General features: G+C 40.9%; 24 protein-coding genes. 12 read left to right on the top strand and 12 right to left on the bottom strand.

Translation table 11 applies throughout. The annotated features are described in order from the left end of the window. The first annotated feature begins 65 nt into the window (after positions 1-65). A complete protein-coding gene (locus IGJ15_RS07075) occupies positions 66-899 on the top strand; it encodes an undecaprenyl-diphosphate phosphatase (protein WP_005230172.1) in 834 nt (277 codons plus the stop codon). A 76-nt stretch (positions 900-975) separates the two neighbouring features. Here the strand turns inward: IGJ15_RS07075 and IGJ15_RS07070 are convergent, their stop codons facing one another. Together IGJ15_RS07070 and IGJ15_RS07065 are read right to left on the bottom strand one after the other, a co-directional pair. Further along, positions 976-1,599, bottom strand: coding sequence for a DUF47 domain-containing protein (locus IGJ15_RS07070; RefSeq protein ID WP_430599407.1), 624 nt, complete (start codon positions 1,597-1,599; stop codon positions 976-978). Between the two features lie 12 nt (positions 1,600-1,611). Beyond that, a complete protein-coding gene (locus tag IGJ15_RS07065) occupies positions 1,612-2,667 on the bottom strand; it encodes an inorganic phosphate transporter (RefSeq protein ID WP_005236263.1) in 1,056 nt (351 codons plus the stop codon). A gap of 236 nt (positions 2,668-2,903) precedes the next feature. On the opposite strand from IGJ15_RS07065, the gene rpsT reads away from it, so the two are divergent. Beyond that, positions 2,904-3,158: a 30S ribosomal protein S20 gene (gene rpsT / locus IGJ15_RS07060; RefSeq protein WP_005230162.1), complete on the top strand. Its 255-nt coding sequence runs from the start codon at positions 2,904-2,906 to the stop codon at positions 3,156-3,158. Between the two features lie 52 nt (positions 3,159-3,210). Here rpsT and holA read toward each other — a convergent pair whose 3' ends face one another. From holA to IGJ15_RS07040, 4 genes are all read right to left on the bottom strand, one after another. Beyond that, on the bottom strand, positions 3,211-4,230 hold the full coding sequence (holA, locus tag IGJ15_RS07055) for a DNA polymerase III subunit delta (RefSeq protein WP_333719213.1): 1,020 nt from the start codon (positions 4,228-4,230) through the stop codon (positions 3,211-3,213). Positions 4,231-4,261: 31 nt separating this feature from the next. Next, positions 4,262-6,505, bottom strand: a complete 2,244-nt coding sequence (locus IGJ15_RS07050; RefSeq protein ID WP_430599405.1) for a DNA internalization-related competence protein ComEC/Rec2 — start codon at positions 6,503-6,505, stop codon at positions 4,262-4,264. Continuing rightward, on the bottom strand, positions 6,477-6,974 hold the full coding sequence (locus tag IGJ15_RS07045) for a ComE operon protein 2 (protein WP_005236270.1): 498 nt from the start codon (positions 6,972-6,974) through the stop codon (positions 6,477-6,479). The genes IGJ15_RS07050 and IGJ15_RS07045 overlap by 29 nt, the downstream gene beginning before the upstream one ends. Before the next feature lie 93 nt (positions 6,975-7,067). After that, the gene (locus tag IGJ15_RS07040; protein WP_333719215.1) at positions 7,068-7,709 is read right to left on the bottom strand and encodes a helix-hairpin-helix domain-containing protein; all 642 of its coding nucleotides are present in this window, start codon (positions 7,707-7,709) and stop codon (positions 7,068-7,070) included. 371 nt (positions 7,710-8,080) lie between these two features. On the opposite strand from IGJ15_RS07040, the gene IGJ15_RS07035 reads away from it, so the two are divergent. From IGJ15_RS07035 to IGJ15_RS07010, 6 genes are all read left to right on the top strand, one after another. Next, entirely contained in the window at positions 8,081-9,853 is a 1,773-nt protein-coding gene (locus IGJ15_RS07035; protein WP_430599404.1) for a sensor histidine kinase, read from the top strand. After that, positions 9,843-10,451: a response regulator transcription factor gene (locus tag IGJ15_RS07030; RefSeq protein ID WP_005236276.1), complete on the top strand. Its 609-nt coding sequence runs from the start codon at positions 9,843-9,845 to the stop codon at positions 10,449-10,451. The genes IGJ15_RS07035 and IGJ15_RS07030 overlap by 11 nt, the downstream gene beginning before the upstream one ends. Positions 10,452-10,548: 97 nt before the next feature. Next, the gene (locus IGJ15_RS07025; protein ID WP_430599403.1) at positions 10,549-11,241 is read left to right on the top strand and encodes an ABC transporter ATP-binding protein; all 693 of its coding nucleotides are present in this window, start codon (positions 10,549-10,551) and stop codon (positions 11,239-11,241) included. A 1-nt stretch (position 11,242) separates the two neighbouring features. Next, entirely contained in the window at positions 11,243-13,522 is a 2,280-nt protein-coding gene (locus tag IGJ15_RS07020; RefSeq protein ID WP_430599402.1) for an ABC transporter permease, read from the top strand. 447 nt (positions 13,523-13,969) lie between these two features. After that, positions 13,970-14,134, top strand: a complete 165-nt coding sequence (locus IGJ15_RS07015) for a hypothetical protein (RefSeq protein WP_005236285.1) — start codon at positions 13,970-13,972, stop codon at positions 14,132-14,134. Between the two features lie 54 nt (positions 14,135-14,188). Beyond that, a complete protein-coding gene (locus IGJ15_RS07010) occupies positions 14,189-14,563 on the top strand; it encodes a hypothetical protein (RefSeq protein ID WP_050790971.1) in 375 nt (124 codons plus the stop codon). A 124-nt stretch (positions 14,564-14,687) separates the two neighbouring features. Here the strand turns inward: IGJ15_RS07010 and IGJ15_RS07005 are convergent, their stop codons facing one another. The 3 genes from IGJ15_RS07005 to IGJ15_RS06995 form a co-directional block, all read right to left on the bottom strand. Next, entirely contained in the window at positions 14,688-17,279 is a 2,592-nt protein-coding gene (locus IGJ15_RS07005; protein WP_430599401.1) for a family 78 glycoside hydrolase catalytic domain, read from the bottom strand. A gap of 19 nt (positions 17,280-17,298) precedes the next feature. Next, entirely contained in the window at positions 17,299-17,571 is a 273-nt protein-coding gene (locus tag IGJ15_RS07000; RefSeq protein ID WP_430599400.1) for a hypothetical protein, read from the bottom strand. A gap of 78 nt (positions 17,572-17,649) precedes the next feature. Continuing rightward, positions 17,650-18,588, bottom strand: coding sequence for a PTS transporter subunit EIIC (locus IGJ15_RS06995; protein WP_430599398.1), 939 nt, complete (start codon positions 18,586-18,588; stop codon positions 17,650-17,652). Positions 18,589-18,755: 167 nt separating this feature from the next. On the opposite strand from IGJ15_RS06995, the gene IGJ15_RS06990 reads away from it, so the two are divergent. Further along, entirely contained in the window at positions 18,756-19,781 is a 1,026-nt protein-coding gene (locus IGJ15_RS06990) for an AraC family transcriptional regulator (RefSeq protein ID WP_185933025.1), read from the top strand. 118 nt (positions 19,782-19,899) lie between these two features. On the opposite strand, the gene IGJ15_RS06985 is transcribed toward IGJ15_RS06990, so the two are convergent. Beyond that, entirely contained in the window at positions 19,900-20,940 is a 1,041-nt protein-coding gene (locus tag IGJ15_RS06985; RefSeq protein WP_311957269.1) for a CAP domain-containing protein, read from the bottom strand. A gap of 198 nt (positions 20,941-21,138) precedes the next feature. Beyond that, a complete protein-coding gene (locus tag IGJ15_RS06980) occupies positions 21,139-22,938 on the bottom strand; it encodes a penicillin-binding transpeptidase domain-containing protein (protein WP_333719220.1) in 1,800 nt (599 codons plus the stop codon). Between the two features lie 170 nt (positions 22,939-23,108). Between IGJ15_RS06980 and IGJ15_RS06975 the strand changes: the two genes are divergently transcribed. After that, positions 23,109-23,777, top strand: a complete 669-nt coding sequence (locus IGJ15_RS06975) for a response regulator transcription factor (RefSeq protein WP_430599396.1) — start codon at positions 23,109-23,111, stop codon at positions 23,775-23,777. Further along, positions 23,767-25,218, top strand: coding sequence for an ATP-binding protein (locus IGJ15_RS06970; RefSeq protein ID WP_430599458.1), 1,452 nt, complete (start codon positions 23,767-23,769; stop codon positions 25,216-25,218). The genes IGJ15_RS06975 and IGJ15_RS06970 overlap by 11 nt, the downstream gene beginning before the upstream one ends. 191 nt (positions 25,219-25,409) lie before the next feature. Here IGJ15_RS06970 and rhaM read toward each other — a convergent pair whose 3' ends face one another. Then, complete coding sequence (gene rhaM, locus IGJ15_RS06965; protein WP_074535264.1) at positions 25,410-25,742, bottom strand: L-rhamnose mutarotase; 333 nt, start codon at positions 25,740-25,742, stop codon at positions 25,410-25,412. 153 nt (positions 25,743-25,895) lie between these two features. Here rhaM and IGJ15_RS06960 point away from each other — a divergent pair, with 153 nt between their 5' ends. After that, a complete protein-coding gene (locus IGJ15_RS06960; RefSeq protein ID WP_333719221.1) occupies positions 25,896-26,753 on the top strand; it encodes an AraC family transcriptional regulator in 858 nt (285 codons plus the stop codon). Positions 26,754-26,761: the final 8 nt, after the last annotated feature.

Raw genomic sequence — 26,761 nt, 5'->3', positions numbered from 1 at the left:
ATTGGTATTCGAATCAGGAAACGGTATACTAAGAGTTGTATTTTGTCATAGAAAGGACTGAACCAATGTTTTTTACAAATTTCATAAAAGCGATTTTATTTGGGATCATTGAAGGGATCACGGAATGGCTGCCAATCAGCAGCACGGGTCACTTGATTCTAGCCGACGAATTTATCGGATTGAATGTAACTCCCGAGTTTATGACGATGTTCAATGTTGTCATACAACTGGGTGCGATTTTAGCAGTCGTCTACTTATATTTCCATAAACTAAACCCTTTTTCACCGCAGAAAAATGAGTTAGAGAAAAAAGATACATGGACGTTATGGTTTAAAGTCGTCGTGGCGGTCTTGCCATCGGTTATTATCGGATTACCGTTAGATGATTGGTTAGATGCGCACTTCTACAACTTTTTCTCCGTTTCGATCGTCTTGATCGTTTATGGGATCGGCTTTATCGTAGTTGAAAAACGAAACAAGAATAAAGCACCGAAATGTACCGATTTGAACAAATTCACCTACAAAGCGGCCTTGATTGTCGGCATGTTCCAGGTATTGGCATTGATCCCAGGAACTTCTCGTTCTGGTGCTACTATCTTAGGTGCTATCATGATCGGCGCTTCTCGTTATGTTGCTGCTGAATTTTCATTTTTCTTAGGTATTCCCACCATGTTTGGTGCCAGTGCCTTGAAAATCTTCAAGTTTTTGAAAGATGGCAATGCCTTTGATTTCCAAGGAACCGTCATCTTATTAACAGGAACCATCGTCTCATTCATCGTTTCGATCATCGCGATCCGTTTCTTGATGAACTACATCAAGCGTAACGATTTTACCGTATTTGGATGGTATCGTATCGTTTTAGGAATCATTTTGATCGGCTATTGGCTGATCCAATTATAAGCAAAAAGAGCAACTCTTGGGCAGGTAACTGCCGCAATAGTTGCTCTTTTTTTTCGTTTGAATGCTCTCTAGTTCCTCACGTGTTTTTGATTACCATACCGTCAATAATATCCACCGCACTTTCGGTGTCGTTGATAATTGATTCAAAACGATCATAAACATCTTTCCATTTAATGATTTCAAGAACGTCCGTTTCGTCTGTGAATAACGCTTTTTTCATTTTTGAATACAAACGGTCTGCTTCTGATTCAATCGTATTCACATCATTAATCATTTGACGCAATGTTTTTGAATTTTTGAACTTAGGAAATTCTTTTAAGGCCGTTTCAACGCCTTGTGTCGCTTGAACGATCATTCCAGCAAATAAGTTGGTTTCAGGGCGGATCTTCGTAATGACCAAATTCTCAAATAAATAAGTCAGTCCCATAATGCCATCCAAAATATCATCTAGACGCTCTGAAATGACTAGGATGTCCTCGCGATCGATAGGGGTGATAAATGAATCATATAACTCATTGGTTAGCTCAGCGATCACTTTATCCCCTTCTTTTTCCAAAGCATGAATCTCAGCTGCTGCTTCGGTCAATGCTCGTTCAGAATAATCGTTGATCAAAAGCGAAAAACGTTTGGCAGCTAAATGGCCGTTCGTCGCCAACTGCTCCATTGCTGCAAAATAATCGAATCCTTTTTTTCGTTCCATTACTTTCTCTCCTCACAAAATTAGCAATAAAAATTTGACCATTAGAAACGCAATCAATCCACAGCCAGGAAAGGTTAAAATCCAAGCATAGATCATTTCTTTTACAATGCGCCAATCAACGCTAGAAAAACGCCGAGACGCTCCAACGCCCATGATAGCGGTCGTTTTCGTGTGCGTTGTTGAAACTGGGATACCAAATACGGAAGACAAGAACAAACAGATTGCTGCAGTAACATCTGCAGAAAAGCCTTGGTATTTTTCCAGTTTTACCATATCCATCCCCACTGATTTAATGATCTTCATCCCACCGACCGATGTACCGATCCCCATGGTCAAGGAACAAAGAACCATCACCCACAGTGGGATGGCAAAGCCATTGCCGGTCTTTTCAGCAAGATTGTTGTAAAAAAGGCCTAACATGAACACACCCATGAATTTTTGTCCATCTTGGGCACCATGCAAGAAGGCATTGGCACCAGCCGCGATGGCTTGACCAACCGTAAAAATTTTGTTGGCTTTTCGCCGTTGGGTATCGCGAAAGAGCCATACGATCAGTTTCGTGATCAAAAATCCACCAATAAACCCCATTAACGTAGACACAACGAGACCGATTAAGACTTTCATCCATTCTTCACCGTTGACTGCATGTAAACCACCCAGAGCCATGGCAGCCCCTGTCAATCCCGCAATCAATGCGTGAGATTCACTGGTTGGGATCCCAAAATACCAAGCTGCGACCGTCCAAACAACAATTGAAAACAAGGCAGCGGCTAATGCGATCTGTGAGACCCGAAAACTCCCGCCTGAGTCAAAAGTCACAATATTACTGATGGTTTCTGCAACTTGCGCATTAAAATACGTCATCACCAGCACACCTAAGAAATTCATGACGACTGCCATGCCAATGGCGATATTCGGGCGTAAGACTCTCGTGGAGACAGCGGTTGCAATAGCATTCGGCGCATCCGTCCACCCGTTGACGAAAATCACCCCTAATGACAAGACAATCGTTAGAAACAAAGCGATATTCACATAGATTCCCCCATTTAAAAATTCCGAAGTAATCATAGCATAGAAAGCTCTTTCTGTGTAAACTTTTTATAACTATTCAGTAAAAAATGTGTAAAGAAGCATTTTTCAAAACCATAAAGCAAAAAATAGCACGGTCAAAAAACAAATTTTTGTGTTAAGTAAAATTTCTTTACAACTTTTATTGCAATCACTCTTGGCATTAGGTATAATGACTAGTGTTGATTTATACGTTTTCTAAACGTAATTGAACTTTTTTTTCGGAGGTGAAATACATGCCAAACATTGAATCTGCAATCAAACGTGTTCGCACAAGCGAAGCGGCTAATGCTAAGAATTCATCTCAAGTAAGCACAATGCGTACAGCAATCAAAAAATTTGATCAAGCTGTTGAAGCTGGTGCTGATAACGTAGATGCGTTATATAAAGATGCTGTTAAAGCAATCGATATGGCTGAGACTAAAGGATTGATCCACAAGAACAAAGCTAGTCGCGACAAATCTCGTTTAAGTAAAAAAATTGCAAAATAAGCAAATTAAGAAAGGCGCAGCAATCGATGATTGCTGCGCCTTTCTTTTTGACTTACTGTTTGCCATGTTTTAAAACAAATAGCTGGAACAAATACTCTTTGTCCATCTGACCACTTTTCACTAAGTAATCATTTTCGATCAATTCACTATATAGTGCCGCTAATTGCTTTTCTCCAAACCCCCGAGCTTGCTGCATCGCTAACTTCACTCGGTACGGATGAATCCCCAACGTTTCTGCGATATTGGCTTGCTGGTAGCCAATTTTCATCAAAATCGCCGCCTGTAACAGCAGACGGACTTGGCTGATCAAGATAGCATTGATCTTGATCGTCTCTTCCCCTTGCAATAATAGATCGTCATACAAGCGCAACGCATCCGATACGTTCCCCTTTAAGACATCGCTGGTTAATTCAAAGACATTGTGTTCCAACGTCTTAGGGATCAACTGCAAGACGATCTCTTTCGTAATTTTATTGCCATTTCCTGCATACAGCCGTAGTTTCTGTAACTCCTGCATCGCTTTTGATAGTTGCAGATCCGTTAACCGTAAAAACAAATCAAACGCCTCTCGGCTCATTTCGATGCCATCATTTGCCAACGACTGTTGGAGATACTGACGCACGTCGGCTTCTTTCATAGGTGCGACATCAATCACAACTGCGGCTTTCTTCAGCTGCTTAGTAATTTTTTTCCGTTCATCTAATTTATCGACATCTGCAAAAATCACCATTACCGATGATTCCAATGGGTCTTTAATATAAGTCAAAAAATCATCTAGGTCATGCTCAGGTACATTGCTCTTTTTTTCAGCCGTTAAGAAAAATGGCCGCTCAACGAAAAGTAATCGCTGATCGCCAAAAAAAGGCAACGATTGGGCTTCTTGGATCACCATATCAAGGGGATCTTTCTCCATATCAAAGGAAGCAAAATTCAGGTCATCTTTCCCAACAGAAAACCGTTCTAAAAAGGCCGCACGAACTTGCTCTTGTAAAAACATTTCACTACCGATGACTAGATAAATCGATTGCAGCTCCTTGGTTCGAATTGATTGCAACGCTTTTTGTAATTCCATCGTCCCCCCCGCTTTCATTCTTATCCTACCATTAGTCTATCGGATAGTCTAGCAGCGTTTTTATCAAAAATGTTTGTTGTTTTTCAGACCAAATAAATTGGATCATGCCCTGCTGATCCGTTCGCAAAACGGTCTGATTTACCAACGTTTCAAGCACCTCTTCATGAGGATGCCCGTACCGATTGTTCCGTCCACTTGAAACGATCCCGAATTGGGGATCGATTGCCGCAACAAACTCAGGTGCCGTCGAGGTTCGACTGCCATGATGCCCTAGTTTCAATACATCAACTTTAAGATTCGGATAATCATGAATCAACTTTTTTTCCCCTGCTTGTTCGAGATCGCCAGTAAACAAAAATGTTTTATCCCCTACCTTGGTTTTAATCACCATCGAATCTTCGTTTTGTCCTGCACCTGATTCTGGTGCCAATACTTGCAACTGAAGGGAATCCCCCACCACTTGGTCAATCGTCGTCCAAACAACGTTTGTCTGCTTAGGCAGTTCGTTTAATAGCTTGGCGATGCGGTGATCTTGTTCACTTCCTGGTACGAGATATAACGTTTCAACGGGGATCACCTTCATCAAGGCTAGTGCGTCCCCCATATGGTCCGTGTCCCCATGAGTTAGAAACAAACCAGTAATCTTCCTGACTCCCTCCCCTTTCAAAAAAGGAATCAATGTAGATTCCGCGGCAGCTTGTCGTTTGCGCTCTTGCCAGTTTTCTTTCGGAAAAGACAGAGAACCTCCAGTATCGATCACATAAACTTCGCGATTTTTTTCTGCCTGTAAAACGATACTATCGCCTTGACCAACGTCGACATAACTAATGGTGGGTAAAACGCGATTCTTCTGAAAGACGATTGGTACAACAAGCGAAAAACAGATCACCAGCAGCCACCGTTTCTTTTGGTAACAGAGCAAGCTGAGCAAACAACAACTAGCAGCCAATCCTGCAGGAACGGCACCCACCGTTATCGACACGCCTCCTACAGCGCCCACGACAACTTCCATAAGCAGCAAAAGCCCTTCAAAAAGGGCAATCAGCCCACTGATGGTTGGGAAAAGTGTCCCAGCAATGAAAATTACGAAACAGGCTGGCAGCAAAACCATTTGAAAAAATGGTAAAAAGACAAACGTCAAAAAGCCCCCAAATAATGGGAATTCATAAAAGATCGAGGCAATGACAGGCGCAGCCAGCACCGTGAGGAACTGACTACGCCAAAACCACGTCAATTTGATCGGTTGCTGCATTACTATCAGGAAGGTCATCAAAAGACTTAGTTGCCCCGATGTTTGAAGCAATACTTTGGGATCAACGAATAAAAGAGTCGTTAAGACGATCCCATAATGATCACTTGCCGATAGCCGTTGTTGATAAAGAGTTGTTACTTGAGTAACCGATAATGCCAAGACAGCACGCCAGACACTAGTGCCGCCGCCACAAAGACCAATTACGGCTAAGAAAAAGACCCCCATTGGCAACAGCATCTCTTTTTGCGTAAACCCCAATCGGCAGAAGCATCCGCGAAACCATTTGAAAAATAAGACGACATGCATTCCTGAGATCGTAAAGAAATGCAATAAGCCACTAGCATGATACATTTGACGTACTTCTTGAAAGCCATGGTCTTTAAAACCAAAGAGCAATGCATTGATATAGGCAGCTGAGCGTTCAGGAAAGATTCGTTGAACAGAAGAAATAACATCTGCTCGAACTTTTGCAAGTGAAAAGCCTGCATCTGCTTCTTCCATACCTACCATTTGCTCGATATGGACTGTGCCAATAATTGATCGACTAGCCAGATAGGCAGAATAGTCAAATCCATGGCGGTTTCGTGGTTTTTCAGGAAGAGAAAAAAATCCTTTCACCAGCAGCTTTCTCCCCCAATCGGATCGATCCTGCCATTGCTGTTTTTCAGTCTCTGAAGAAATTGTGTAACGGCCAATCACTTTACCTGCAGAGGATTTTGCTTCAAATGTAAGTAGATCGCCATTGATTTTGATCGTGTCTGGCAGCACATTGACTACCCCTTGATACTCACCTTCTTGTATGTTCCCAGTCCGAGAAAGAGAAACGCGGACACTTAACAGCAACAGTCCGACAAAACAAATCATGCACAAAAATGCTTGTCGTTTTAAGACAAGCATCCCGAAATAATAAAGTGCAATGAGTCCCAGTAAGATGGACTGCCGATAGTAAGCAGTCACCGAACAAGCAAAAATAATACTAAGAAATAAAAATGAATCAGTTCTTTTTTGTTGGTTGTGCATCATTCAGCACACCAAACGAAAGTTTTTCAAAATACACCGGATCGAGTTCAACTTGGTGGACGGAAGCACCTACTTGTTGAATCAGTTCCATTGCATACTGATTGTTGCGATAGTCATTCAAATAATGGATCTTTTTGACCCCTGCTTGCAAAATTGCTTTCGTACAGGGAAGACAGGGAAAATGCGTCACATAGATTTCCGCATTGTCTGTTGACACCCCTAATTTTGCACATTGCAATAAGGCATTCATTTCTGCATGAATCGTCCGAATACAATGGTCATCGACAACATAACAGCCATCGTCAATGCAGTGTACATCGCCACTGACGGACCCGTTGTAGCCTCCAGCGATGATTCGGCGATCTTTGACTAATGTAGCGCCGACTTCAAGTCGGGAACACGTACTGCGTAAAGACAGTAATACAGCTTGTGCCATAAAATACTGGTCCCATGGAATTCTCGTATTGCTCATTCGTTTGCTCCTTTGTCATTGATTAGTTCTATTCTAATCGAATTTCTTGAATTTTCAACCGTCATTTCTTAGTATTTCTTACATTTATTTGGTTCAGTCCGCCACTGTAATCATCTCTTTCAAGGACTCAAAGGTCTTCTCTCCGATGCCTGTGATCTTTTTTAGGTCATCAATCTGTTTAAAAAAGCCATATTCTTCTCGGTAAGCGATGATTGCTTCTGCTTTTTTGGCACCCACACCTGGCAGTTCTTGCAGTTGCTGCGCATTGGCTTGATTCAGATTGATTTGTGTCACTGCTGTTTGGCTGCCACCTACTCCTGAAGCATTCATCTCCATAAACGCTTGATCCTCTTTATGAGGGACGATCACCATCTGTTGATCTTGCAGCACTTGTGCTAAGTTTATGGCTGTTTCTAACGCCTCTTCTGTCAGACCACCTGCTTGTTCGATCAATTCATACATCCGCGCACCTGATTTCAAGCGATAAATTCCCGGTTGGTGCACTTCCCCTTTGACATCTATAACGATCTCATACTCTTCATCGTGAAGACTATCTTCTTGAAGGGCTCCACCTTTCCCCATTTCAGACGATTGACCTGCTGCATCTGCCATTGAATGCCAGTTTGTTTCTTTTTTTTGCGAGAACGGTACAAACCAGATGATCAGCAACACCATCAAAACAGCACCACCAACTGCAAATCGCCAATAGTCTTTGAACAGCTTCCATCGATCCATTTTCACCACCTCATAGATGAAATACGCAGATAATTCAGTATTATTTGGAAAACGGAAAAATAAAGACGATCTTTTTGCAGCAAAAAAATGACGGAACCAATCATAGTGCCATTTTAATAGAATGCAAATTCTTAGACAAAATGACAATGTATTGCAGAATTAGGGTGCTGTTAAGGAAAATCTTCAAAAAGCGCTTGAATCAGATTGAAACTATTGATACACTATTTGATAAAAAATCACAGGGAAATGTTGGATGTCTAAAGTAACCCAGCGTCTCAAAGTCCATGGATAAGAATGCTGCCAATGATAATCACCCTTGTGATAAATTGAACATTTCATTTGAAATTTTTCACAAAAAAAAGGAGGCCGACTTGATTAAATCGTATAGATGGCAAATGATGCATATCTTACTGGGGAGTTTCTACCTAATCTTGATGATTTATTTCACTCACACTATTTATCAAACTACATATTTAGGCATTCGGGCTTACCAAATAAATGACGAATGGTTTATAAAACGTATTTATGATGGTGGTCTGGGAGCGGATACTTCGCTGCAAATCAATGATCAGCTAGTAGAGCTCGATGGAAATTTGCCAAAAGAGAATAAACAATTAACAAATTGGCTAGTTGTCGAGCAAATCAATTCACTCACGATCCAAAGAGAGCAGCAACGAATCACTTATCGCTTTGATTCGCCCAAAACATTTCTGCCGATATTTTTTACACTTTTAACTTTTAGTGGATCGTTAGTTTTATTCTTGCTCTTTTTTTATCGAAAACAGCTTCTTTCAAAAAGATCACGGCTTTTTCATTTATGGCTCTTTGTATTTGCGTTTATTTTTTTAGCGGCGTTTCCTTCAAGTATTGGGAATACGTTAGGTAGAGTGATTTTGATTATCTCCTTATCCACTTTTCCATTTTTCTTGAATTCATTTTTGAAGATCAACAGCTCATATAAAATAAGCAATATAGGAATCTTTCCAGCACTGCTCCTCCTATTAAATCTAGCAGCAACCTGTTATGCCGCTTTTTTTCAGATTGGCTATGTACTCGCTGAATATTTAGCAGTCGGTTTTGTTTACAGCTTGATGCTACTGATGCTTGGCGAATATTGCTTCTCTTTTTTTAATAAAAGTCACAAAAAACATAGAACAGCTACCAAAGTCAACCTTCCAGTAATTCTATTTGTAAGTATTGCCCCTTTTCTTTATTTATATGCATTCCCTATTGGATGGAGTGCACCTTACTATATGCTGGTATTTTTTATCTTTCTGCCTTTTATAGGAATTTTCCATCGCTTAGCAATTGATCGCGTCTTGAAATTTCGGTACCGTATCACAACCAGATCGATCTATCTGATACTCTCACTATTTTTAACGGTAATCGTCATTTTTATCAGCCAACTTAACGCTTACGTTCCTAATCTACTAATTATTCTTTATCTCTTCCTTTTAATATATACTCTTTTGCCGCTTCTACAAGAATTATTCTATTTAGCAAGTCGCCATAATGAACCAATGAATTCACTAGATGTATTTTTAGCAGTTGAAAAAGAACGAGAGACAATTTCAAGCTATATTCACGATGGGATCATTCAAGAGATCATCCACTTGTTACGTCAAATTGAAAATGATAGACAAACAGTGCCAAAAGAAAAAATCATCCAGCAGCTTGATGAATTGATTTATGATTTAAGAGAACTTTGCTCAGATATATATCCTCTGCTTCTGCAAGAAATAGGATTAGAAAAAACATTGGCTTCTCTTTTCGTTCAAATACAGCAAAACCACCCTGTGCTCATACATTTTGCCTATGACCGAACCATCCATTCAGATTCACCTGAAATCAACAACTTCATCTTGCGCTCAGTCAAAGAATTGCTCAATAACAGTATTTTGCATGGACATGCAACAGAACTGATAATCACAAATGCAGTTGAGGATGATACAGTAGTATTCGAAATTAGTGATAACGGAACTTTTGGACAAGACTCTCTTAGTAAAGGTCCTCATTTCGGATTAAATGTAATTAAAGAAAAGCTTTCGTTATTGTCGGGTAGATTTGTCATTCACTACTCACCTACAACCATTCAGCTTAGAATTCCAAAAAATATTTTCGAAGGAGCAAACTATGCCGATTAAACTTGCATTGTTAGACGACCACGAACTCGTCCTTGAAGGAATCAAAAATACGCTGCAAAAAGAGCCCTCATTTTCGATTATAGGCGCATTTACAAAACCAACAGATTTTTTTCAAGCTATGGCAAACCAGTCAATTGATATTGTCCTCCTCGATATGATGCTAAAGGGCACGCATGCCTTTGAGCTGATTCCTCGTATTCATACCTTAACTGATGATACTTTGCCAAAAATAATTATGCTGTCGGGTTTTTATGAACCACTTCTTCATAAGCGTGCCTTTGAACTTGGTATATGGGCTTTTTTGAGAAAAGAAGCTTCGTATGATGAATTGATCACAACGATAAAAACGGTCTACCATGGCAATAAAGTTTCCCCTGAACACCTTTTTCTTGAAAAAGACATGCGTCTCTTAAGTGAGATAGAACGGCAAGTATTAGAATTGATTTCGCAGGAACAAACCAATGAAAAAATCGCAAAAAAACTATTTATCAGTCGCAGAACCGTCGAAAACCACGTTTCATCTATCTGCAATAAGTTGAACGTACAAACAAGGATCGGTGCTGTTCGAGAAGGAATCAAACTGAATTTAATCAAATGATGAACTCCGCAAAAAAACATTCGGATAATACGGATGTTTTTTTGTTTTTGCTTTATTAAGATAACAGTACATACAAGAAAACTTTAGGAGGATCAAAATGATCGAATTGAAACATATCAATAAATTTTATGGTGAAAATAATCGTAAAATCATTGCATTAAATGATGTGAGCCTCACGATCAATAAGAGTGAATTCACCATCATTTTAGGGCCATCAGGCTCAGGAAAAAGCACTCTTTTAAACCTATTAGGCGGTATGGATCGTCCAAGCCAAGGAGAGTTTCGCATGGGAGAAAAAGAAATCTCTCATCTTTCTGATGAACAGCTTTCAGATTATCGGCGTGACGTCGTCGGTTTTGTCTTCCAGTTCTACAACTTAATTCCTAGCTTAACCGCTTTAGAAAATGTCGGCATTGCACAACAACTGAGTACAAATAATGAACCAGCCTCTCACTACCTTGAATCTGTAGGGTTATCCCATAGAAAAAATAACTTCCCTAACCAATTATCTGGCGGAGAAATGCAGCGAGTATCGATTGCACGTGCTTTGGCAAAAGCCCCAAAACTCTTACTTTGCGACGAACCAACTGGCGCTTTAGATTCACATACAGGGAAAAAAATATTATTTTTATTAAAAAAAGCTGCGGTGAATGTGGATACTGCTGTGGTGATGGTCACACATAATGCAGAGTTCGCTCAATATGCGGATAAAATTATTCATTTGCATGACGGAAAAATCAAGTCGATTGAACAAAATAAGCCTCTGAAGGCAAAAACAAAGGAGTCTTGATATGAAATTTCTGTCTATAAAACTGGTTAGAGATCTTAGAAGAAATTGGACGCAATTCTTCTCCGTCTTCTTAATGGCGTTTCTAAGTGTCCTTGTATTTGTTGGGTTACAAGGTGTTTGGGGCGGTTTGAAAAAAAGCCTGGACAACTTTATTGATGCAAATGGTCTGGCAGATGCTTGGGTTTATGGTACTGGCTTTACTGAAAACGATATCCAATCAATCCAAGCACTAGATGGGATAGAAAAGACATTCTCTCAGTACGAATTTACAGTTTCTGATTTGACTAATCAAGCGCCTTCCTCATCATCAGAACGCACTTTGACTCTTAGTGCACCACTTGGAAAACCTATCGCAGAGCCTTATTTCGTTCAAGGTACTACATTCCATGAATCCCCTGGCTTTGTTTGGATCAATCACGACTACGCACAGGCGAATGATCTTACCTTAAATCAATCACTGAGGATTATGGTTGACGGTCGCGAAATTGAATTGACCATAGCAGGGATGATTTTAACAACTGACAAGCTTTTCTTCACTGGTACACAAGAGTATATTGCCCCCGACCCGAAACGCTATGGCTACGGGATTTTATCAGAAGCGACTTTAGAAATGATGCTGGAGACATCCGTTTTACCTAACGTCGTCGAAGTCTCTGGGACTAACTCTCGCTTAAGAACCGAAATTGAATCGATTATGGGGGAACGCCATATTGCGTACTATGATCAAGTAACCTTGACGGAAGTTTCTGAAGCCTTGGGCCGCGTCACTCAAATTCGAAATCTATCCTTTATGTTTTCGTTCTTGTTTATCTTACTAGCAATTCTTGCAATGTATACAACGATCAAACGGTTGATTGATACCCAAACAAAAGAAATCGCAGTCCTTCAAGCATTGGGGTTTTCAAATAGAACAATCGGGTTTCATTTCACTAGCTTCGGCTTGATCATCGGCAGCTTTGGCATCGCCGCTGGCTTGGCAGCAGCGCCCTTGCTTTCGCATTTTGTTTTAGAAACGCAAAAGAATATTCTATCTCTCCCACACTGGACAGTTTCTTACAATTCCCTTTCATTAATCATTTGTCTGCTCGTGTTAATCATTTGTATGGCTTCTGCTTATTTTGCTTCTGATCAAGCATGTACTGGCCTGCCAGCGGACTTCCTTAGAGGGAATACAAAAGGCAAGAGTGCCCATTTGTTACTAGAAAAGCTTTCGTTCTTCTGGAACCCGTTAAGTTATGAAGCCAAATGGGGGTTTCGCGATGCTGCTTATAACAAAATGAGAGTTTTAATGGGGATCATCGGAGTTGCTGGTGGTATGATGCTGATCACAGCCGGACTAGGCATGCCCCAATCCATCAACCACTTAGTTAACAAAGCTTATACAGAGGATTTTACTTATCATCAACGAATAAATACTAGTGATTCAGCATTTTTGGAAGAATCCTTTGGACAAGAGGTGCAAATTTTGCCTACCCGTTTTGCACCTGATGACGGCTACAATCGCTTACTGATGATCATTGATCAAGGGGATTTTGTTCATATGAAAACAACTGACAATGAGTTGATCACTCCTGGCGGTATTTATCTAACAGAAGGTTTTGCTAACAGAGCGGGCATTCAAAAAGGCGATCAAATAGAAGTCTTTCCTGCATTTCATGAAAGCTCATTTCGCTTTGAAGTATCTGGGATCATAACTAGTGAAACGAACCAAGGTGCTTATTTGTTAAAAAAAACTTGGCTGGAAGCTGGTGGGACTTTTCTGCCTCAGACGCTTTTAGTAGACGAGGAAACTGCTGAAGCATTGTCCGGCAATCCTGCAATCACATCAACGATTGCGCGACAAGATCAAATGGACAATGCGTATGAATTTGTTGATAGTCTAGGAGGGATCTTTACAATGATCATTGCTTTTGCAGTTTTGTTAGTCATCGTTGTCCTATACAATTTAGGGACGCTAAATTTTGTTGAACGAACTCGTGACTATACGACATTAAGCGTCCTTGGCTTTAGAAAAAAAGAACTTCGCCGAATCACCATGATTGAAAATGCTGCAACAACGATGGTTGGCTGGCTGATTGGAATTCCTGCAGGAAGTTGGTTCCTTTCACAGTATGTAAGCACCTTTTCAACCATTACGATTGAATACACCGCCCACTTCACCTGGATTAATGTCGCAATCGCCTCTATGATTGTTTGGCTTAGTTCGTTAAGTACAACATTTCTTGTCAGCCAACGGCTTAAAAAACTAGACTTGGTTTCTGCATTGAAAAATGTTGATTGATTCTCTGCAAAAGGGGGCACATCTATGATTGGTTTCTACGATTACACCGTCTTTCTAACCTATTTAAACTTTTTTTTGGAGGTATCGGTATTTATAGCACTTCAGTTTTCTGCATCTCTTTTTTCTTCTCTGTTCATTGACCACGATTGCTGCTTTTTTAATCGAAAAAGTGAATTGGGGTCTCTTTGGTACTTTCGGTATGTACAGGCTCGGACTAATTTGTGACTCATCACTAATTTTTTTCGTCATTGACAGTCTCATTCGGATATCTGGGAATATAGGAACGATCAACATTTCTGAAAAAGGAAAGCTGCTGATTGGTATAGGGTCGATCGTTTTAATCATAAGCTGCTTGATTTATGGGATTGCGTCGACAAATCGTATTGTCCATACGACGTATAAAGTAAAGATTGACAAAAAAGTCCTTTAGAATCACTAAAGATCGTGATGTTTAGCGATTTACACTTAGGATATGTGAATGGTCAAGAAAGAGTTGCTCGAATCAACCAGCTTCATCCCGATATCGTATTAGTTGTTGGTGACTTTTCCGATGGCAATCTTCAGGCAATTTCAAACCCAAATCAACTCATCGAATCACTTCAACAATTATGATCAACTTATGGCAATTGCTTGATTTTGGGGAATCATGATGCTGGAGCCACTTTCTTGCAAATGCTATCGTTTATCCAGGAAGCAGGAATCGAAATACTCTCTGATGAAGCAATTTTGCTCGACGAAGCCTTCTATCTTATTGGTCGCAAAGATCTTTCACCTATTGGTTATCAAGGAACGATGCTAAGAGCAGACTTGTCAGCTTTAGTCGCACCAGAGATGACTTCCTATCCTGGGATCCTCACGGATCATCAACCTTCGCCTCTGTCTGACTATCAAGATGTGGATCTCATCTTATCTAGACATACACATCATGGACAGCTATTCCCTTTTAATTTAGTGACCAAGGCTTTTTACGAGATCGATTATGGTCACTTACAAGCAGCATCCGGTGAACAAATCATCGTCTCTTCTGGTGTTGGTACCTAGGGACCGCTTCTAAGACTAGGTACAACCAGTGAGATCGTCACAATCAACGTCACTTTTGATTAAAAAAAGTGTATAAAGCAACCAGACAAACTTTCATAAAGATTGTCTGGTTGCTTTTAGTTGTCTATTCTTTTTCAAACAAACAGCAGATCCGCTGATGCCCCCCCTCATCCTCTATTTTCTCACTGACTATTCTAAAACCTTTCATCTGACTGATTTCATAGCCACATGTTCGTGGCAACTCCACCGTTAAGCGAACGGTACGATCAGTCTTTTCCCAGCTTAAAGTTACTAATCCAAACGTACTTTGTAAGGAGCCTTTGACATGGGCTACAGGTACATCGAAGGCTGGTTGTATCAGTATCCCAGCGCTTGTCATCTGAATGCCTAATAAATGACGGACAAACCAATACCCATAAGAAGCAAACATGGCATGATTCAACGAACCCTCGTAAGTGGCTGAATGTTGCGGCGTTGGAAAATGTTCCATCAAAGTGCCGTTTCCGCTTGCCAGCATTGCTGCATAACTAGGTGCAGATTTCCTCGTTAACCAATTAAAAATAATATCATTATAGCCAGCTTCAGCCAGCAACTGATAACTCCATGCCATCCCGAAGATGCCGAAAGAGAAAATCCCCTCTTGCTGCTTGATCCGTTGTACTAATTTTGGCAAGATTTGTTTTTTTTCACTGAGTCCTGTTTTCATTGCAAAGATCATGCTAGACAAGGTGCCCGCACCGTATTGCTCATTTCCTTTAGAAAACTGCTGTTTGATTTGCTGTGTCGTGTACTGGATCGCTGCTGTCACTCGCTGACAATAGTCCTCGTTACCAATGATCCTCAAGTCGATCAATTCTTGGTAACGCTGTAGTAAATGCAGATACATGCAGGCAGAGCAAAAGGACTGATCTGGCGAAGTAATGACCCCGTTTTGCTGAGTTTCATCAATTGCTCCCCAATCACCGAGGCAGCACTGGGCGATATAATCAAAATCAAAAGCGAGTAAATAGTTGAGATGCCGTTCCAACTGTGGACGCAGCTTGGCAACCGCTGCTTGTTTCCCATAGGTCTTAACCAATGCCAAAGCAAGCTCTGGAACTACCAATTGCCACCCTAACGCACCACCACCATTTGATGGACCATTTGTCATGATTCCTACAAATGGCGCAGTTGCAGTCATTGCACCATCCGGTCGTTGGTCGTTGGCAAAATCCCACAACACTTTTTCCAACAACGGCTCAATCGCCAGATCTGCCATCTGTGTTGGCAATAAAGCGACGATGTCTCCGCCATATCCGAACCGCTCACGGGTGCAGTCCTCAAAATACGAGTGGATGTTGTTCAACCGCGTGGCTTGGCCAACCGCCCATAACTCATTTAAGAAGGGATCGGAGGTTTCAAGGGTTACCAACGATTTCACATCCGTATGCAGGCGATAGGCTTTGATTGCGCCTACATTCGCTTGAAGGTTGTTAGCAGGTTTCGTCTCGATCAACGCATAGCGAAAGGAATGATACGTGTAGCGGTTTTCAAAAACGAACGTCCTCGCTGCCGTTTTCTCAATGATGTCTCGTTGAACGATGGGATCATCTGGCTGCTTCCCTTCAAAGGGATCGTATATGCCATAAGTTCCACTGATCGTAGACGTATAATCTGGGTTGCCTTGCTCATCTAATGTTTCTGCATAGCTGATTCTGATCTGACCAATGAAATCTTTCTCAAGTGTACAAGCAAATTGACCGCTGATGATTTGACCGAAGTCAATAAGCAGTCCCGCTGCAGTTTCGGTCATTTTTTGGGGAACGATCGATTGTGTGCGCTTGATTTTAGGAATAAAGCTTGGCTTAAAACGTCCCGCGGGACCAGCAATTTGTACCGTTTTTCCTTCTGGACGAGGATCAGGTACATCGGTAACGATTTCTCCTATATAAAGATTGTTTTGCAAATAAGGCCCAAAACTACTTTGCCACTGATTGTCTGAGTAAATGTAGCGATTCTTTCCTCCGTCATTTAACTGAAGCTCCCCCCAGAAACAGGGTTTACCGATCGCTAGTTGTTTGCGGATGTTATACCGACCTAAAATCTCAATCGGAGCAGGGTTGTACCAGCCATTCGCAAGTTCAACTTCGATCCGATTGTCTCCCTCCTGTAAAAAATCAGTTAACTCATAAGTATCATAGTAGACGACTCGATCATAGTTCGTTACATCACTGTTTAAATAAACATCTGATACCGTTTTTCCATTAACAGACAAGCGATAAAAACCAAGCCCGCAGCAATCGATCACTGCATAGGAAGGACACTTTTCCAGTGTGAAGGAGCGGGACAAGCAGCTATTTTTCTCTTCTGAAAAATAAAACCGTTCTTTTTTAATTGGATCATCTAAGCGAGTGATCCACTTGCCCATGGTTTCTTTAGGTTGCTCACGCTTTTCTATCGTGAAAAACACACTGCTGTAAATGGTGACATCGTTGCCTGCTCCTGCTGTCAATTTGACTTGATATTTTTTTCGCTGTGGATGCTGTGGTAAATGGACCGCCATTTTATTCTCAGAAGCGGCTATGTTGGAAACGTCATACACTGCTTGCTGCTGTTCATTGAAGAGTTGCAATCGATAGCCTTGGTGATTGGTCATTGACCATTCAATAAGGATCGGATCATTTAAATCCACTGTTAATGGCTTTGTCTTCCCGTTGATGGTTATCGTTTCTTTCATAAGCTGCTCCTTTCGTGGGTTATTGTGCTTCTTCAATACAGATCTGCTTATCAGCAACTTTGATAAATGGCAACCAAATCAGCGTTGCGATCACGATCAAGACGATTTGTAGCAATGCGCCCATGATACTACCAGTGACAAAATAGCCGCTAATGATCGGCGGAGTCGTCCAAGGAATTTGTGCAAGCCCTGTTGGGATCGGGACTAACCCGAAATAAAAGGCAAAGTAAGCGACGATCGTTGTGACGGCATTCGCAAAAACAAAGGGAATGAGAAAACTGAAATTCAACATTAACGGTATCCCGAACAACGCTGGTTCACCGATATTGAAAATATAAGGAACACTAGCAATTTTTCCAACCTCTTTGTACTATTTGCTTTTTGCTACGATCAAAATAGCAATGATCGCACCGACGACCCCAATCGAGGCAAAATGATTCCGAAAGCTCATACTGATAATATTCGTTGGAATCTCTCCCGCCACTGATGCCACACGATTTTGATCTTCAAGGACTTGATGGATTGGGTCCATCACTGCTTGAATGATCGAAGTTCCATGAAGGCCAAAAAACCACAAGAATTGCTCGAAAATTTTCACAACGACCATTCCAACTAGGGAGCCACCTAACATAGTTAATGGAATCCCAAGGGTCCCATTGATCAACGTCATGGCATCACTGTTAAATAAGGCTTCGATGATGATTCGGATGACCCAAATCGTCATGATCACAAGAAAAGATGGAATCACCGATTCGAATGGACCAGAAACAGCTGGTGGTACCGCTGCTGGCATTTTGATTTTGATTCCTTTGCCCTCAATTTTTTTATAAAGAACTGTACTAAAAATACCGACAATAATCGCTAAAAACATCGATTGCGCGCTAACGCGGGTGATATCTAAAAAAGTCCCTGCTTCCATTGCATCCAACGGTGTTAATAGTAAAAAGGAAACAAAAGCAGTTAAGACACATTGCAAAACATTTGTTTCAAGTTTTTCTGCCAGTGATTTTGCGAGGGAAATAACAACTAGCAAACCACCGATTGCGAGTGTGGCATTGTTGACATAGAGCAATTTCTCTTGCCAGACACTAGCATCTTCTGTTCGCAACACCATAGTAATAAAATCGGTCACTTGTTGGATCGGAAAAAAAGCAATAATTAAAAAAATCGACGCAATAAAGGTGAATGGCATGTAAGCTAACATTGCATCCCTAACTGAAGTAATATAAATATTCCCATTGACTTTACTTGCAAATGGACCAAGGGTACTTTGGATCTTATCCCCTAATGATGGTTTGTCGTGGTTCATGGTGATTCCCCATTTCTTTCGAATTTGCTGGTACTATTGACTATTATTATCATCCGGATTATGATAATTGATAACGCTACCATACAAGTATTATATACTATCTCTACCTGTCTTCAATGACGATACTCTACTATTTCATTGACTATTTTTTACCTAAGGAGAAAGCGATGGATAAACAAAACATTCTGCAGCAGTTACAACAATTGACGACTACTGAAGAAATAGCCCTTAAAAAGACGCAAACCCTTCCATACAATTATGAGGATTTCAAGAAAGTCTACACTGAGAAAAATGAGCCAATTTACCAATATACCTTCGAAAAACACCTTTCTCGTCTCATACGGAAACGACCGCAGGATAGCGGATTTCTTAAGACAAGCCAGCTCTTGATTTTAAAACATGCACGCTTTTCTTCTACACCACTACATCAGCATGATTTTATCGAAATGAATTATGTTTTTTCTGGAACAGTCACGATCATGATCAATGAGAAAAAAGTGATCCTAAAGGCAGGTGACTTTTGCTTACTAGATACTGGGGTGATCCACCAAATTATCGAAACAAATCAAGACGACATTGTTATTAACTTTTTGATCAGCAAAGAGTACTTTTCCACGCAGATGCTCAGTCGGTTGGCCTCCAATAGCATGATCGCCGATTTTGCCATCAATGCGTTATCTGAAAGCCAAAAGCACAATCAATATCTAGTGTTTGAAACGAGTAACAACGACTATTTGATTGATGCGATTTTCGGGGTCTTGGCCCAGTTCTTCAACCCCTCCTTTGGTTCTCATGAGGTCATCCATTCCTATATGATCATTATTTTTTCCGAACTCGTTCGTAATTTCCAAGAAAAACAACGGATCGAGTCGCAAAAAAGTGACCAACTGTACCTCGGAGAAGTGTTGGACTATCTGGAGAAACATTTCGCTACTTGCACACTAGCTTCGGTTGCGGAGGCATTTGGATACAACCCGAGCTATTTGAGTCGCCGTATCAGTCAGCAGCTTGGTGGATCCTTTGTGACGATCCTTCAAGAATTAAAACTCAATCAAGCCAGTTTATTGTTGAGAAACTCTTCCCTACCTGTGGAACAAATCGCACACCAAGTCGGCTATAAAAATGTCTCATTCTTCTATAAGCTGTTTCAAAAGAAGTATCAGTGCTCTCCTCATGCCTACCGTCAAAACTAAACAATACTGCTGCACACCATTTTATCGACAAAAAAACACTGCTCACTTGATGCTGCTAACGCAGCAATCTCAAATGAGCAGTGTTTTTTAACTAATCAGTTTCAAGCAATTCAGGAATTTACGACGCCGATCCTCGGTGATACAACGTTGTATAATATGGCTGTTCGCTGGTATCGATCGCAATACCGATCCCGAGAAATTGATACTCATCATTTAGAATCGTTGCCCGATGTCCCTCTGAATTCATTAAACCTTGATGGGCGTAAATACTGCTGGCTTGGCCAAATGCCAAATTTTCCCCTGCAGAAGTGAAGCTGATCCCGTCTTCTTGCATCCGATCAAATGGAGTTGATCCATCTAATCCGATATGGTCAAAGTATCGATGTTCTGCCATATCTTGGCTATGCTTCACGGCAGTCTCACTGGTTGCTTCGCTGAAACCAAGGGGTGACAAACCAAATTTCACTCGGGTGGCATTCGTTAATTCAAATAACTGTGTTCGTAAACCGCTTAAAATGGCGGCTTGATTTTGGCGAAAATCATTCGCATGGCGTGTTTCTAGGGAGCGATTGATGATTTGGATCGCAGTCACTGTATCTTCGGCATGAACATCATAGAAAAAAGTAATCAATTGATCGTCTTGCAAGAACAGATCATAGTCGGCATCCGAATCGATGCGATACCGTCGTGATCCTCGTTGTAGACTTTCTTGACGCGTCCCCATCTGATTACGAACGCTTGCTTTTGAAGATCCGATACCTAGCGTGTCATCGATAAGAATCGTATCTTGATTCGTATAGATCCCTTGCGCAATATCATGTTCATCGTACATCACCATCATGAAGTTACGAAAATCATCGTGATAGGAAGTCCAGTTCAGTCCATACCGATTCGCTGATTCATTGATCGCTTCCCCAAAGGTTTCTTCGATCACTTGTCGTGATTCATTATATAAATATGTCTGGGCAGGCGTTTCTGCCGCTGGCCTTGCTGAAGTGTCTTGTGAAAGAGAAAATTGGGACGAGAGAGATTGAGTGATCTCGTTGAGTCGGGCATCACGAAATGCCAAGCGCCCGTCTTGCCATGTGATCATCTGGCTTGCAAAATAAAGAAGCCCGATGAGAAAAATGCTTTTGATCAAGAATTTTATTTTTTTCATATGACACCTCCGTCAATGAATCTTTATGTGTTAGCTTTAGCGCGATCGTTTATCCATTCATTCATCCCTAGATTGGATCGCTGATGCACCCTTCCTGTCTTTTCTAAAGACTATCATTCCTGTGGGAAGTTGACCAGCTGCATCATGAAATTTCTTAGATGATCTAGGTCTTTTTAAGCTCCTGTTAAGAAACTTTTTTTACTCACGAAAACTTTGCAGCGCCATCGAACGCTCCATCAAGGGATTGGCGATTTTAGCTAATGTATGTCGATCGTATTCTTCTGGTCGCTTGATAGTGAGGTAAAGAATAAACTGTGGATCATCCGTTGGGTAGATGGAGACCGCCGAATAAATATAATCAAACTCTCCCGTCATGTAGCCTTGACCATTCTCATTGGCGATCTGAGCAGTCCCAGTTTTGACAGAAATCTCATGGTTCGTCAGTTGGTATACATCATAAGCGGTGCCATAACGTTCATCCGTCACTACATCGGTCATGTATTCCAATACAGCATCAGCTGCTGCTTGTGAAATAGGCTGGGAAACGACTTCTGGAAAAACTTGGGTCTCTTCCCCTACTCGCCGAATCAACTGCGGACGTATCATCTCGCCACCATTGGCAAATGCACTAAATAGCTGCATCATCTGCATCTGATTGACGCCGATCGCATGGCCATAGGAACTCATGGCATAATCCACCCGATTTCTTGAAGGTAAGATCCCAGGCACTTCCCCAGGAAGCTCACTTCCTGTAACTTTCCCTAGTCCAAAATCAGTTAAATACTGTGTCCAATTATCAAAACCGATCCGTTGCTGAAGTCGAACCATCCCAGTGTTGCTTGACCAAGCTAACGCTTGCCGCATCGTCAACTCACCATTTGCTCCTGAGTCGTGGTCATTAATGACTCGATCTTCAATCTGCATACTCACAGGATTGTAGCGTTCCGTCGGATCAAAAACACCTTCATCAATAGCTGCCGCAACGGTTGCCAGCTTCAAGGTCGAACCAGGCTCATACATCTCTTCCGTAAAAAGATTACGCCAAATAAAGTGTTCATCCGCAATTCCTTCTTGGGTCTCTGGATGAAAACTAGGTCTTTGAGCCATCGTTAAAATCTCCCCAGTTTTCGCATCCATCAATAAAGCCGTTAGATTTTCTGGTCGTGTTTGTTCCATAACTTCATCCATCACTGATTCAGTGAATAACTGCAGATGAGCATCTAATGTCGTCCAAACATCATTCCCATCTACTCCTTCTTCTACGGTTTGATTGGTTGCGGGAACAGGATTCCCTGAAGCATTGACTTGAAAGGACTCTCGCCCATTTTGATTCTTCAAAAAGTCGTTGAGTACATATTCTAATCCAGAAACTCCGACTCGGATCTCTTCATCATCTGACGTTGTCCCTATCAAATGTGAAGAAAAGATACCATTCGGATAACTGCGACTTGAACGAGCATCGAAATAGATACCATTGATTCCAGCTGCATCAAACGCCGCTTCGATTTGATTTCGAGTAGTCACACTTAGACCACTGCCAACATTGCCAAATTCCACTTGAAAGACAGGCGGATCTGTTTGATTCGCACCATCTGACAAGATTGACAAAACTTGCTCGTTAGAAATAGGTAAATACTCCGAAAGAATCGCTGCGGTCTCTTCAAAGCGCGCTCTGTCTAGATACATGGGTCGTCCATTATCAATGTAATCTTCAGAAAGAACCGCTCGAACAGTATAGGAAAGAATATCTTGTGCGATCACTGTCCCCTGCCGATCAAAAATCGCCCCTCGACTTGTTTCGATCGATCTTGAACTATAATACAAATTTTCTATTCTTTCAGACAAAGAGACGCCAGCAATCACGCCGACTTGAACAATGTAAATCAAACGTGCAGAAAACCCCATAAAAAGCGCAAGACTGATTATGTATAACCAATGACCGACTAGCTTACGATTTTTCTTTGCTTTTTTCTTTCTGACCATATGATAGTCATACATTGCCAAAGCGCTCCTTTCGATTGAATATACCTCTATAGTATTGGGTATTTGTGATGATCTTGTGAGGGAAAGAACAATTATTTTTCAAAGAGTCATTTTCCTATTAAATCAGCGATTATGCTGTGATATACTTTAAAAAATATAAATTATTTTTAAGGATGTGAATAAATTTGCAAAAAATATTGATCGTTGATGATGATACTCATATGCGTGCCTTAGTGAAAACTTATGCGGAGATCGAAGGGTATCTATGTTTTGAGGCAGCGGATGGAAAAGAAACTTTGGAAAAATTAACCAATCATTCATTCGATTTGATCCTCCTAGATGTCATGATGCCGGGAAAAGATGGCTTTCAGACGCTTTCGGAAATCAGAGGCAGCTGTAACACGCCAGTCATTATGATTACCGCTCGAAAGGAAGAGTATGACAAACTCTTTGGCTTCAATCTCGGTGCCGATGATTATATTGCCAAGCCATTTAGCCCTAAAGAGCTGATGGCTCGCATCAAAGCTGTGTTGAAACGAAGCAGTCAGTTTCAGTTCGAAAAGATCGTTTTTGGTGATCTCGAAGTCAATGTTTTTTCTCATACTGTAACGATCAAAGGGAAACCTCTGCCGCTTACACCAAAAGAATTCGATCTGCTGGTCTATTTGACGAAAAATAATCATATCGCTTTGAGCCGAGAATCAATTTTAGAAGGTGTCTGGGGCTTTGATTATTTCGGAGATACCAGAACAGTGGATACACACATCAAGTCCTTGCGAGAGCGTCTAGGGGATTACCGAGAGTTGATCCAAACGGTTTGGGGAGATGGGTATAAATTTGATTATGAAGACTAGTCGGTTAGGTTTTACTTACATCAAAAGTAAATTACTCGTGCGGCTTTGGTCCGCCAATATGCTGCTGGTCATCATTGGCATCGCTTTTTTGTGGACTGTTCAAATTTTGCTATTTGAACCAAATTATATCAATGTAACGAAAGAATCACTTTTAGAAACAGTTCAGGAAACAGCTGCCGCTATTGAAGAAATGGCAGTAGATCCAGATGACTTAACAGAAGAGCCATTACTTTTCCTCAGTAAAACGATCGTTGGGACTCTTTTCTTAGTCGACGCGGATGGCGAAATTCTGGCGGCATTTAACAATGGACAGCAATTAAACATAGATGGGTTGAGCAACGAATACAACTGGTTGTTATCTCACGCACCAACTGTCCTTGATGGTGAGAGCCTGAGTGCTGTAGAAGACTTTGAAAAGTCTTCTGCCATTCTTATTGGCGTTCCTACCACTCTTTTCCAACGCCCAGCTGCCCTTTTGCTCTCCAATACGATCACTCAAATCGAAGCGCTTCAAAGCTTGAATCGACAGCAACTCTTTCTATTCACCATCATATTAACTATTTTTGCGTCAACGATCTCCTTTTTTTTAGCACAGCATTTTATTCGCCCGATCAAAACCATCAAAGAAGCCATCATCCGCTTAACCAACGGCGAGCTTTATTCCGTACCCAAACTTAAGCGTAGTGATGAATTAGGTACACTTTCTGAATCGGTTGCGGACTTAAGCACAGAACTTCAGCGAGTAGACGTCTTGCGAAAAGAAGTCATTGCCAATGTTTCTCATGAACTACGCTCCCCCCTCGCGTTGATCACTGGCTATGGGGAGATGGTACGTGATGTATCTGGAAACGACGAACGCCTTCGAAAAGAACATATGGACCTAATTATCAGCGAAGCCCACCGCATGAGTGCTATGGTCGATGACATCATGGATTTCTCTATCATGCAAGCTGGCTACACACAACTTAAAAATGAAATCTGGAATACATACGAGGTGGTTTCCTCCGTCGTTGCTTACGCAAGAGGGATCGCCAATCAATATGACATCACTGTCGATTTTGAAGCAGATCGTACGGATGGAAATGCTGTTTTTGATCGCATCAAAATGGAACAGGTTTTGCGTAATTTAATAAACAATGGCATCAACCATACACCTAAAAATGAACGACTCTTAATCAAATTAACGAATACATCTGCAGGAACAAAAGTTGCTGTCATCAATCCTGGAAAAGATATCCCTCCAGAACAACTCGAACTTATTTGGGAAAGATACCAACGCGTCCAACATCAAGCAGGACATAAAGAAGGAACCGGCATCGGCTTAGCGATCGTAAAAACCATTTTGACTTCTCATGCCTTCGAATATGGCGCTGAGTCGAAAAATGGCGTGACTTGTTTTTGGTTTGTTGTGCCGAGACTAGAAGATCATGCAGTTCTTTAATAAATGCAGCTCTTATATTTTCAGGCACATCTAAAAACCTCTTACAACTCATTTCCTGTAAGAGGTTTTTATGATTCGCTGATTTTCACTGAGTTTCAAGGACCTAACCATGAATAAGAGGTCAGAGTTAAGAATTAAAAGACATCCAACGCTTCCCAGAACTCTTGGAATTTTTTAAACAGATTTTTTGATTACTTATTTTTTCTATGTTCTTCCAGACGAAAGACATTCAACAATGACACAGAAACGGGAGAAGAATCAGGATTTGTTTCCATGATATCCTCCATAAATGCCCACCATTTTTGATTGACCTTCGTCCTTGATGCTTGTGCCCAAAGCTTCTCATCAGTTATTTCTAAAATACCAAACAAATCATTTGTCTTAGGATCTAAGTAGATTTCATAGCTTTGAACACCATGCTGGGAAAGCATATCTACCATTTCAGGCCATAACTCGTCATGACGTTTTTTATAAAGTTCTTGATACCCATCAAGCAATTTCATTCGGATCGCTTTTTTGATCATCACATCTTCACTCCTTCACTATTACCTGTCAATTTTATAATATATGATTCTCATATTCTTTTCGACCATACTTCTTTTGGGGGGATTTTAGTCTCTTGACAACCCTTACATTATCCGTTTACTCTTAAAATAGAAAAAATTAGGAGGAAACTTATGTCCTACTGGCAAAATGATCACCGAAATTGGTCACCAGATTCGCTTTATTTAATAGAAACACCTAGCCAGATGTGTAAAGAACTGCTTTTCTACGTTCAAGAAACTGGTCATTTCAAGGCGTCTAAACCTTATTTTACTGAAAGAGAAAATTACCCTTCCTACCTATTGAAATTTACCCATAGTGGGCAAGGAACGCTTTTTTATGAAGGAAGTACCTATACTCTTGAAAAAAATAGTTTCTTTTTGATCGATTGCAAAAGATACCAGCATTATTTCACCTCCAGTAATGAGCCATGGGAGATGGATTGGATTCACTTTTATGGTCTTGGTACAGAAACTTTTTACAACTATTTTCTTCGATCAGGATCAAATAAATGTCAGTCTGCAAATTCAAAAATTCCAGCCATCATCCAAAAAATACAAAACCAGCTCTTACAAAAAAGTGGTAAGAGCGAATTCAAAGTATCTTTGTTGATCCACGAACTCTTAAATGAGGTTATCCTCAACAAGTATTATTCCAATGATTTTGAGGATGACATTCCCTACCATATAAAAGAGATTCGTGCATATTTAGAAGCAAATCTCACTAGAACCGTTACCCTTGACGAACTAGCCACAGCTTTCAATCGTGATAAATTCCATCTCAGCAAAGAATTTACGAAATTTCAAGGAGTACCGCCAATCGAATACCATCTCTTAGCTAAAATATCTTATGCAAAAGAACTGCTGCGATTTACCTCACTCAGTATGAAAGAAATCAGTGAGGTAATCGGCATCAAAAACTCATCTTACTTCAGTCGTCTCTTCAAAAAAAGAACTGGTATGACTCCATTAAACTACCGTAAATCAGATTAAGATGCAAA

Origin of the sequence: Enterococcus sp. AZ079, from assembly GCF_050547255.1 — a bacterium.
GTDB lineage: Bacteria > Bacillota > Bacilli > Lactobacillales > Enterococcaceae > Enterococcus_D > Enterococcus_D casseliflavus.
This window is presented reverse-complemented; position numbering and strand designations above follow the sequence as displayed.

What these genes read in the sequence shown, in the direction of transcription:
- IGJ15_RS07075 (WP_005230172.1), top strand. Translation starts at nt 66, where the DNA reads ATGTTTTTTACAAATTTCATAAAAGCGATTTTATTTGGGATCATTGAA.
- IGJ15_RS07070 (WP_430599407.1), bottom strand. Translation starts at nt 1,599, where the DNA reads ATGGAACGAAAAAAAGGATTCGATTATTTTGCAGCAATGGAGCAGTTG.
- IGJ15_RS07065 (WP_005236263.1), bottom strand. Translation starts at nt 2,667, where the DNA reads ATGATTACTTCGGAATTTTTAAATGGGGGAATCTATGTGAATATCGCT.
- rpsT (WP_005230162.1), top strand. Translation starts at nt 2,904, where the DNA reads ATGCCAAACATTGAATCTGCAATCAAACGTGTTCGCACAAGCGAAGCG.
- holA (WP_333719213.1), bottom strand. Translation starts at nt 4,230, where the DNA reads ATGGAATTACAAAAAGCGTTGCAATCAATTCGAACCAAGGAGCTGCAA.
- IGJ15_RS07050 (WP_430599405.1), bottom strand. Translation starts at nt 6,505, where the DNA reads ATGATGCACAACCAACAAAAAAGAACTGATTCATTTTTATTTCTTAGT.
- IGJ15_RS07045 (WP_005236270.1), bottom strand. Translation starts at nt 6,974, where the DNA reads ATGAGCAATACGAGAATTCCATGGGACCAGTATTTTATGGCACAAGCT.
- IGJ15_RS07040 (WP_333719215.1), bottom strand. Translation starts at nt 7,709, where the DNA reads ATGGATCGATGGAAGCTGTTCAAAGACTATTGGCGATTTGCAGTTGGT.
- IGJ15_RS07030 (WP_005236276.1), top strand. Translation starts at nt 9,843, where the DNA reads ATGCCGATTAAACTTGCATTGTTAGACGACCACGAACTCGTCCTTGAA.
- IGJ15_RS07025 (WP_430599403.1), top strand. Translation starts at nt 10,549, where the DNA reads ATGATCGAATTGAAACATATCAATAAATTTTATGGTGAAAATAATCGT.
- IGJ15_RS07020 (WP_430599402.1), top strand. Translation starts at nt 11,243, where the DNA reads ATGAAATTTCTGTCTATAAAACTGGTTAGAGATCTTAGAAGAAATTGG.
- IGJ15_RS07015 (WP_005236285.1), top strand. Translation starts at nt 13,970, where the DNA reads ATGTTTAGCGATTTACACTTAGGATATGTGAATGGTCAAGAAAGAGTT.
- IGJ15_RS07005 (WP_430599401.1), bottom strand. Translation starts at nt 17,279, where the DNA reads ATGAAAGAAACGATAACCATCAACGGGAAGACAAAGCCATTAACAGTG.
- IGJ15_RS07000 (WP_430599400.1), bottom strand. Translation starts at nt 17,571, where the DNA reads ATGTTGAATTTCAGTTTTCTCATTCCCTTTGTTTTTGCGAATGCCGTC.
- IGJ15_RS06995 (WP_430599398.1), bottom strand. Translation starts at nt 18,588, where the DNA reads ATGAACCACGACAAACCATCATTAGGGGATAAGATCCAAAGTACCCTT.
- IGJ15_RS06990 (WP_185933025.1), top strand. Translation starts at nt 18,756, where the DNA reads ATGGATAAACAAAACATTCTGCAGCAGTTACAACAATTGACGACTACT.
- IGJ15_RS06985 (WP_311957269.1), bottom strand. Translation starts at nt 20,940, where the DNA reads ATGAAAAAAATAAAATTCTTGATCAAAAGCATTTTTCTCATCGGGCTT.
- IGJ15_RS06980 (WP_333719220.1), bottom strand. Translation starts at nt 22,938, where the DNA reads ATGTATGACTATCATATGGTCAGAAAGAAAAAAGCAAAGAAAAATCGT.
- IGJ15_RS06970 (WP_430599458.1), top strand. Translation starts at nt 23,767, where the DNA reads ATGAAGACTAGTCGGTTAGGTTTTACTTACATCAAAAGTAAATTACTC.
- rhaM (WP_074535264.1), bottom strand. Translation starts at nt 25,742, where the DNA reads ATGATCAAAAAAGCGATCCGAATGAAATTGCTTGATGGGTATCAAGAA.
- IGJ15_RS06960 (WP_333719221.1), top strand. Translation starts at nt 25,896, where the DNA reads ATGTCCTACTGGCAAAATGATCACCGAAATTGGTCACCAGATTCGCTT.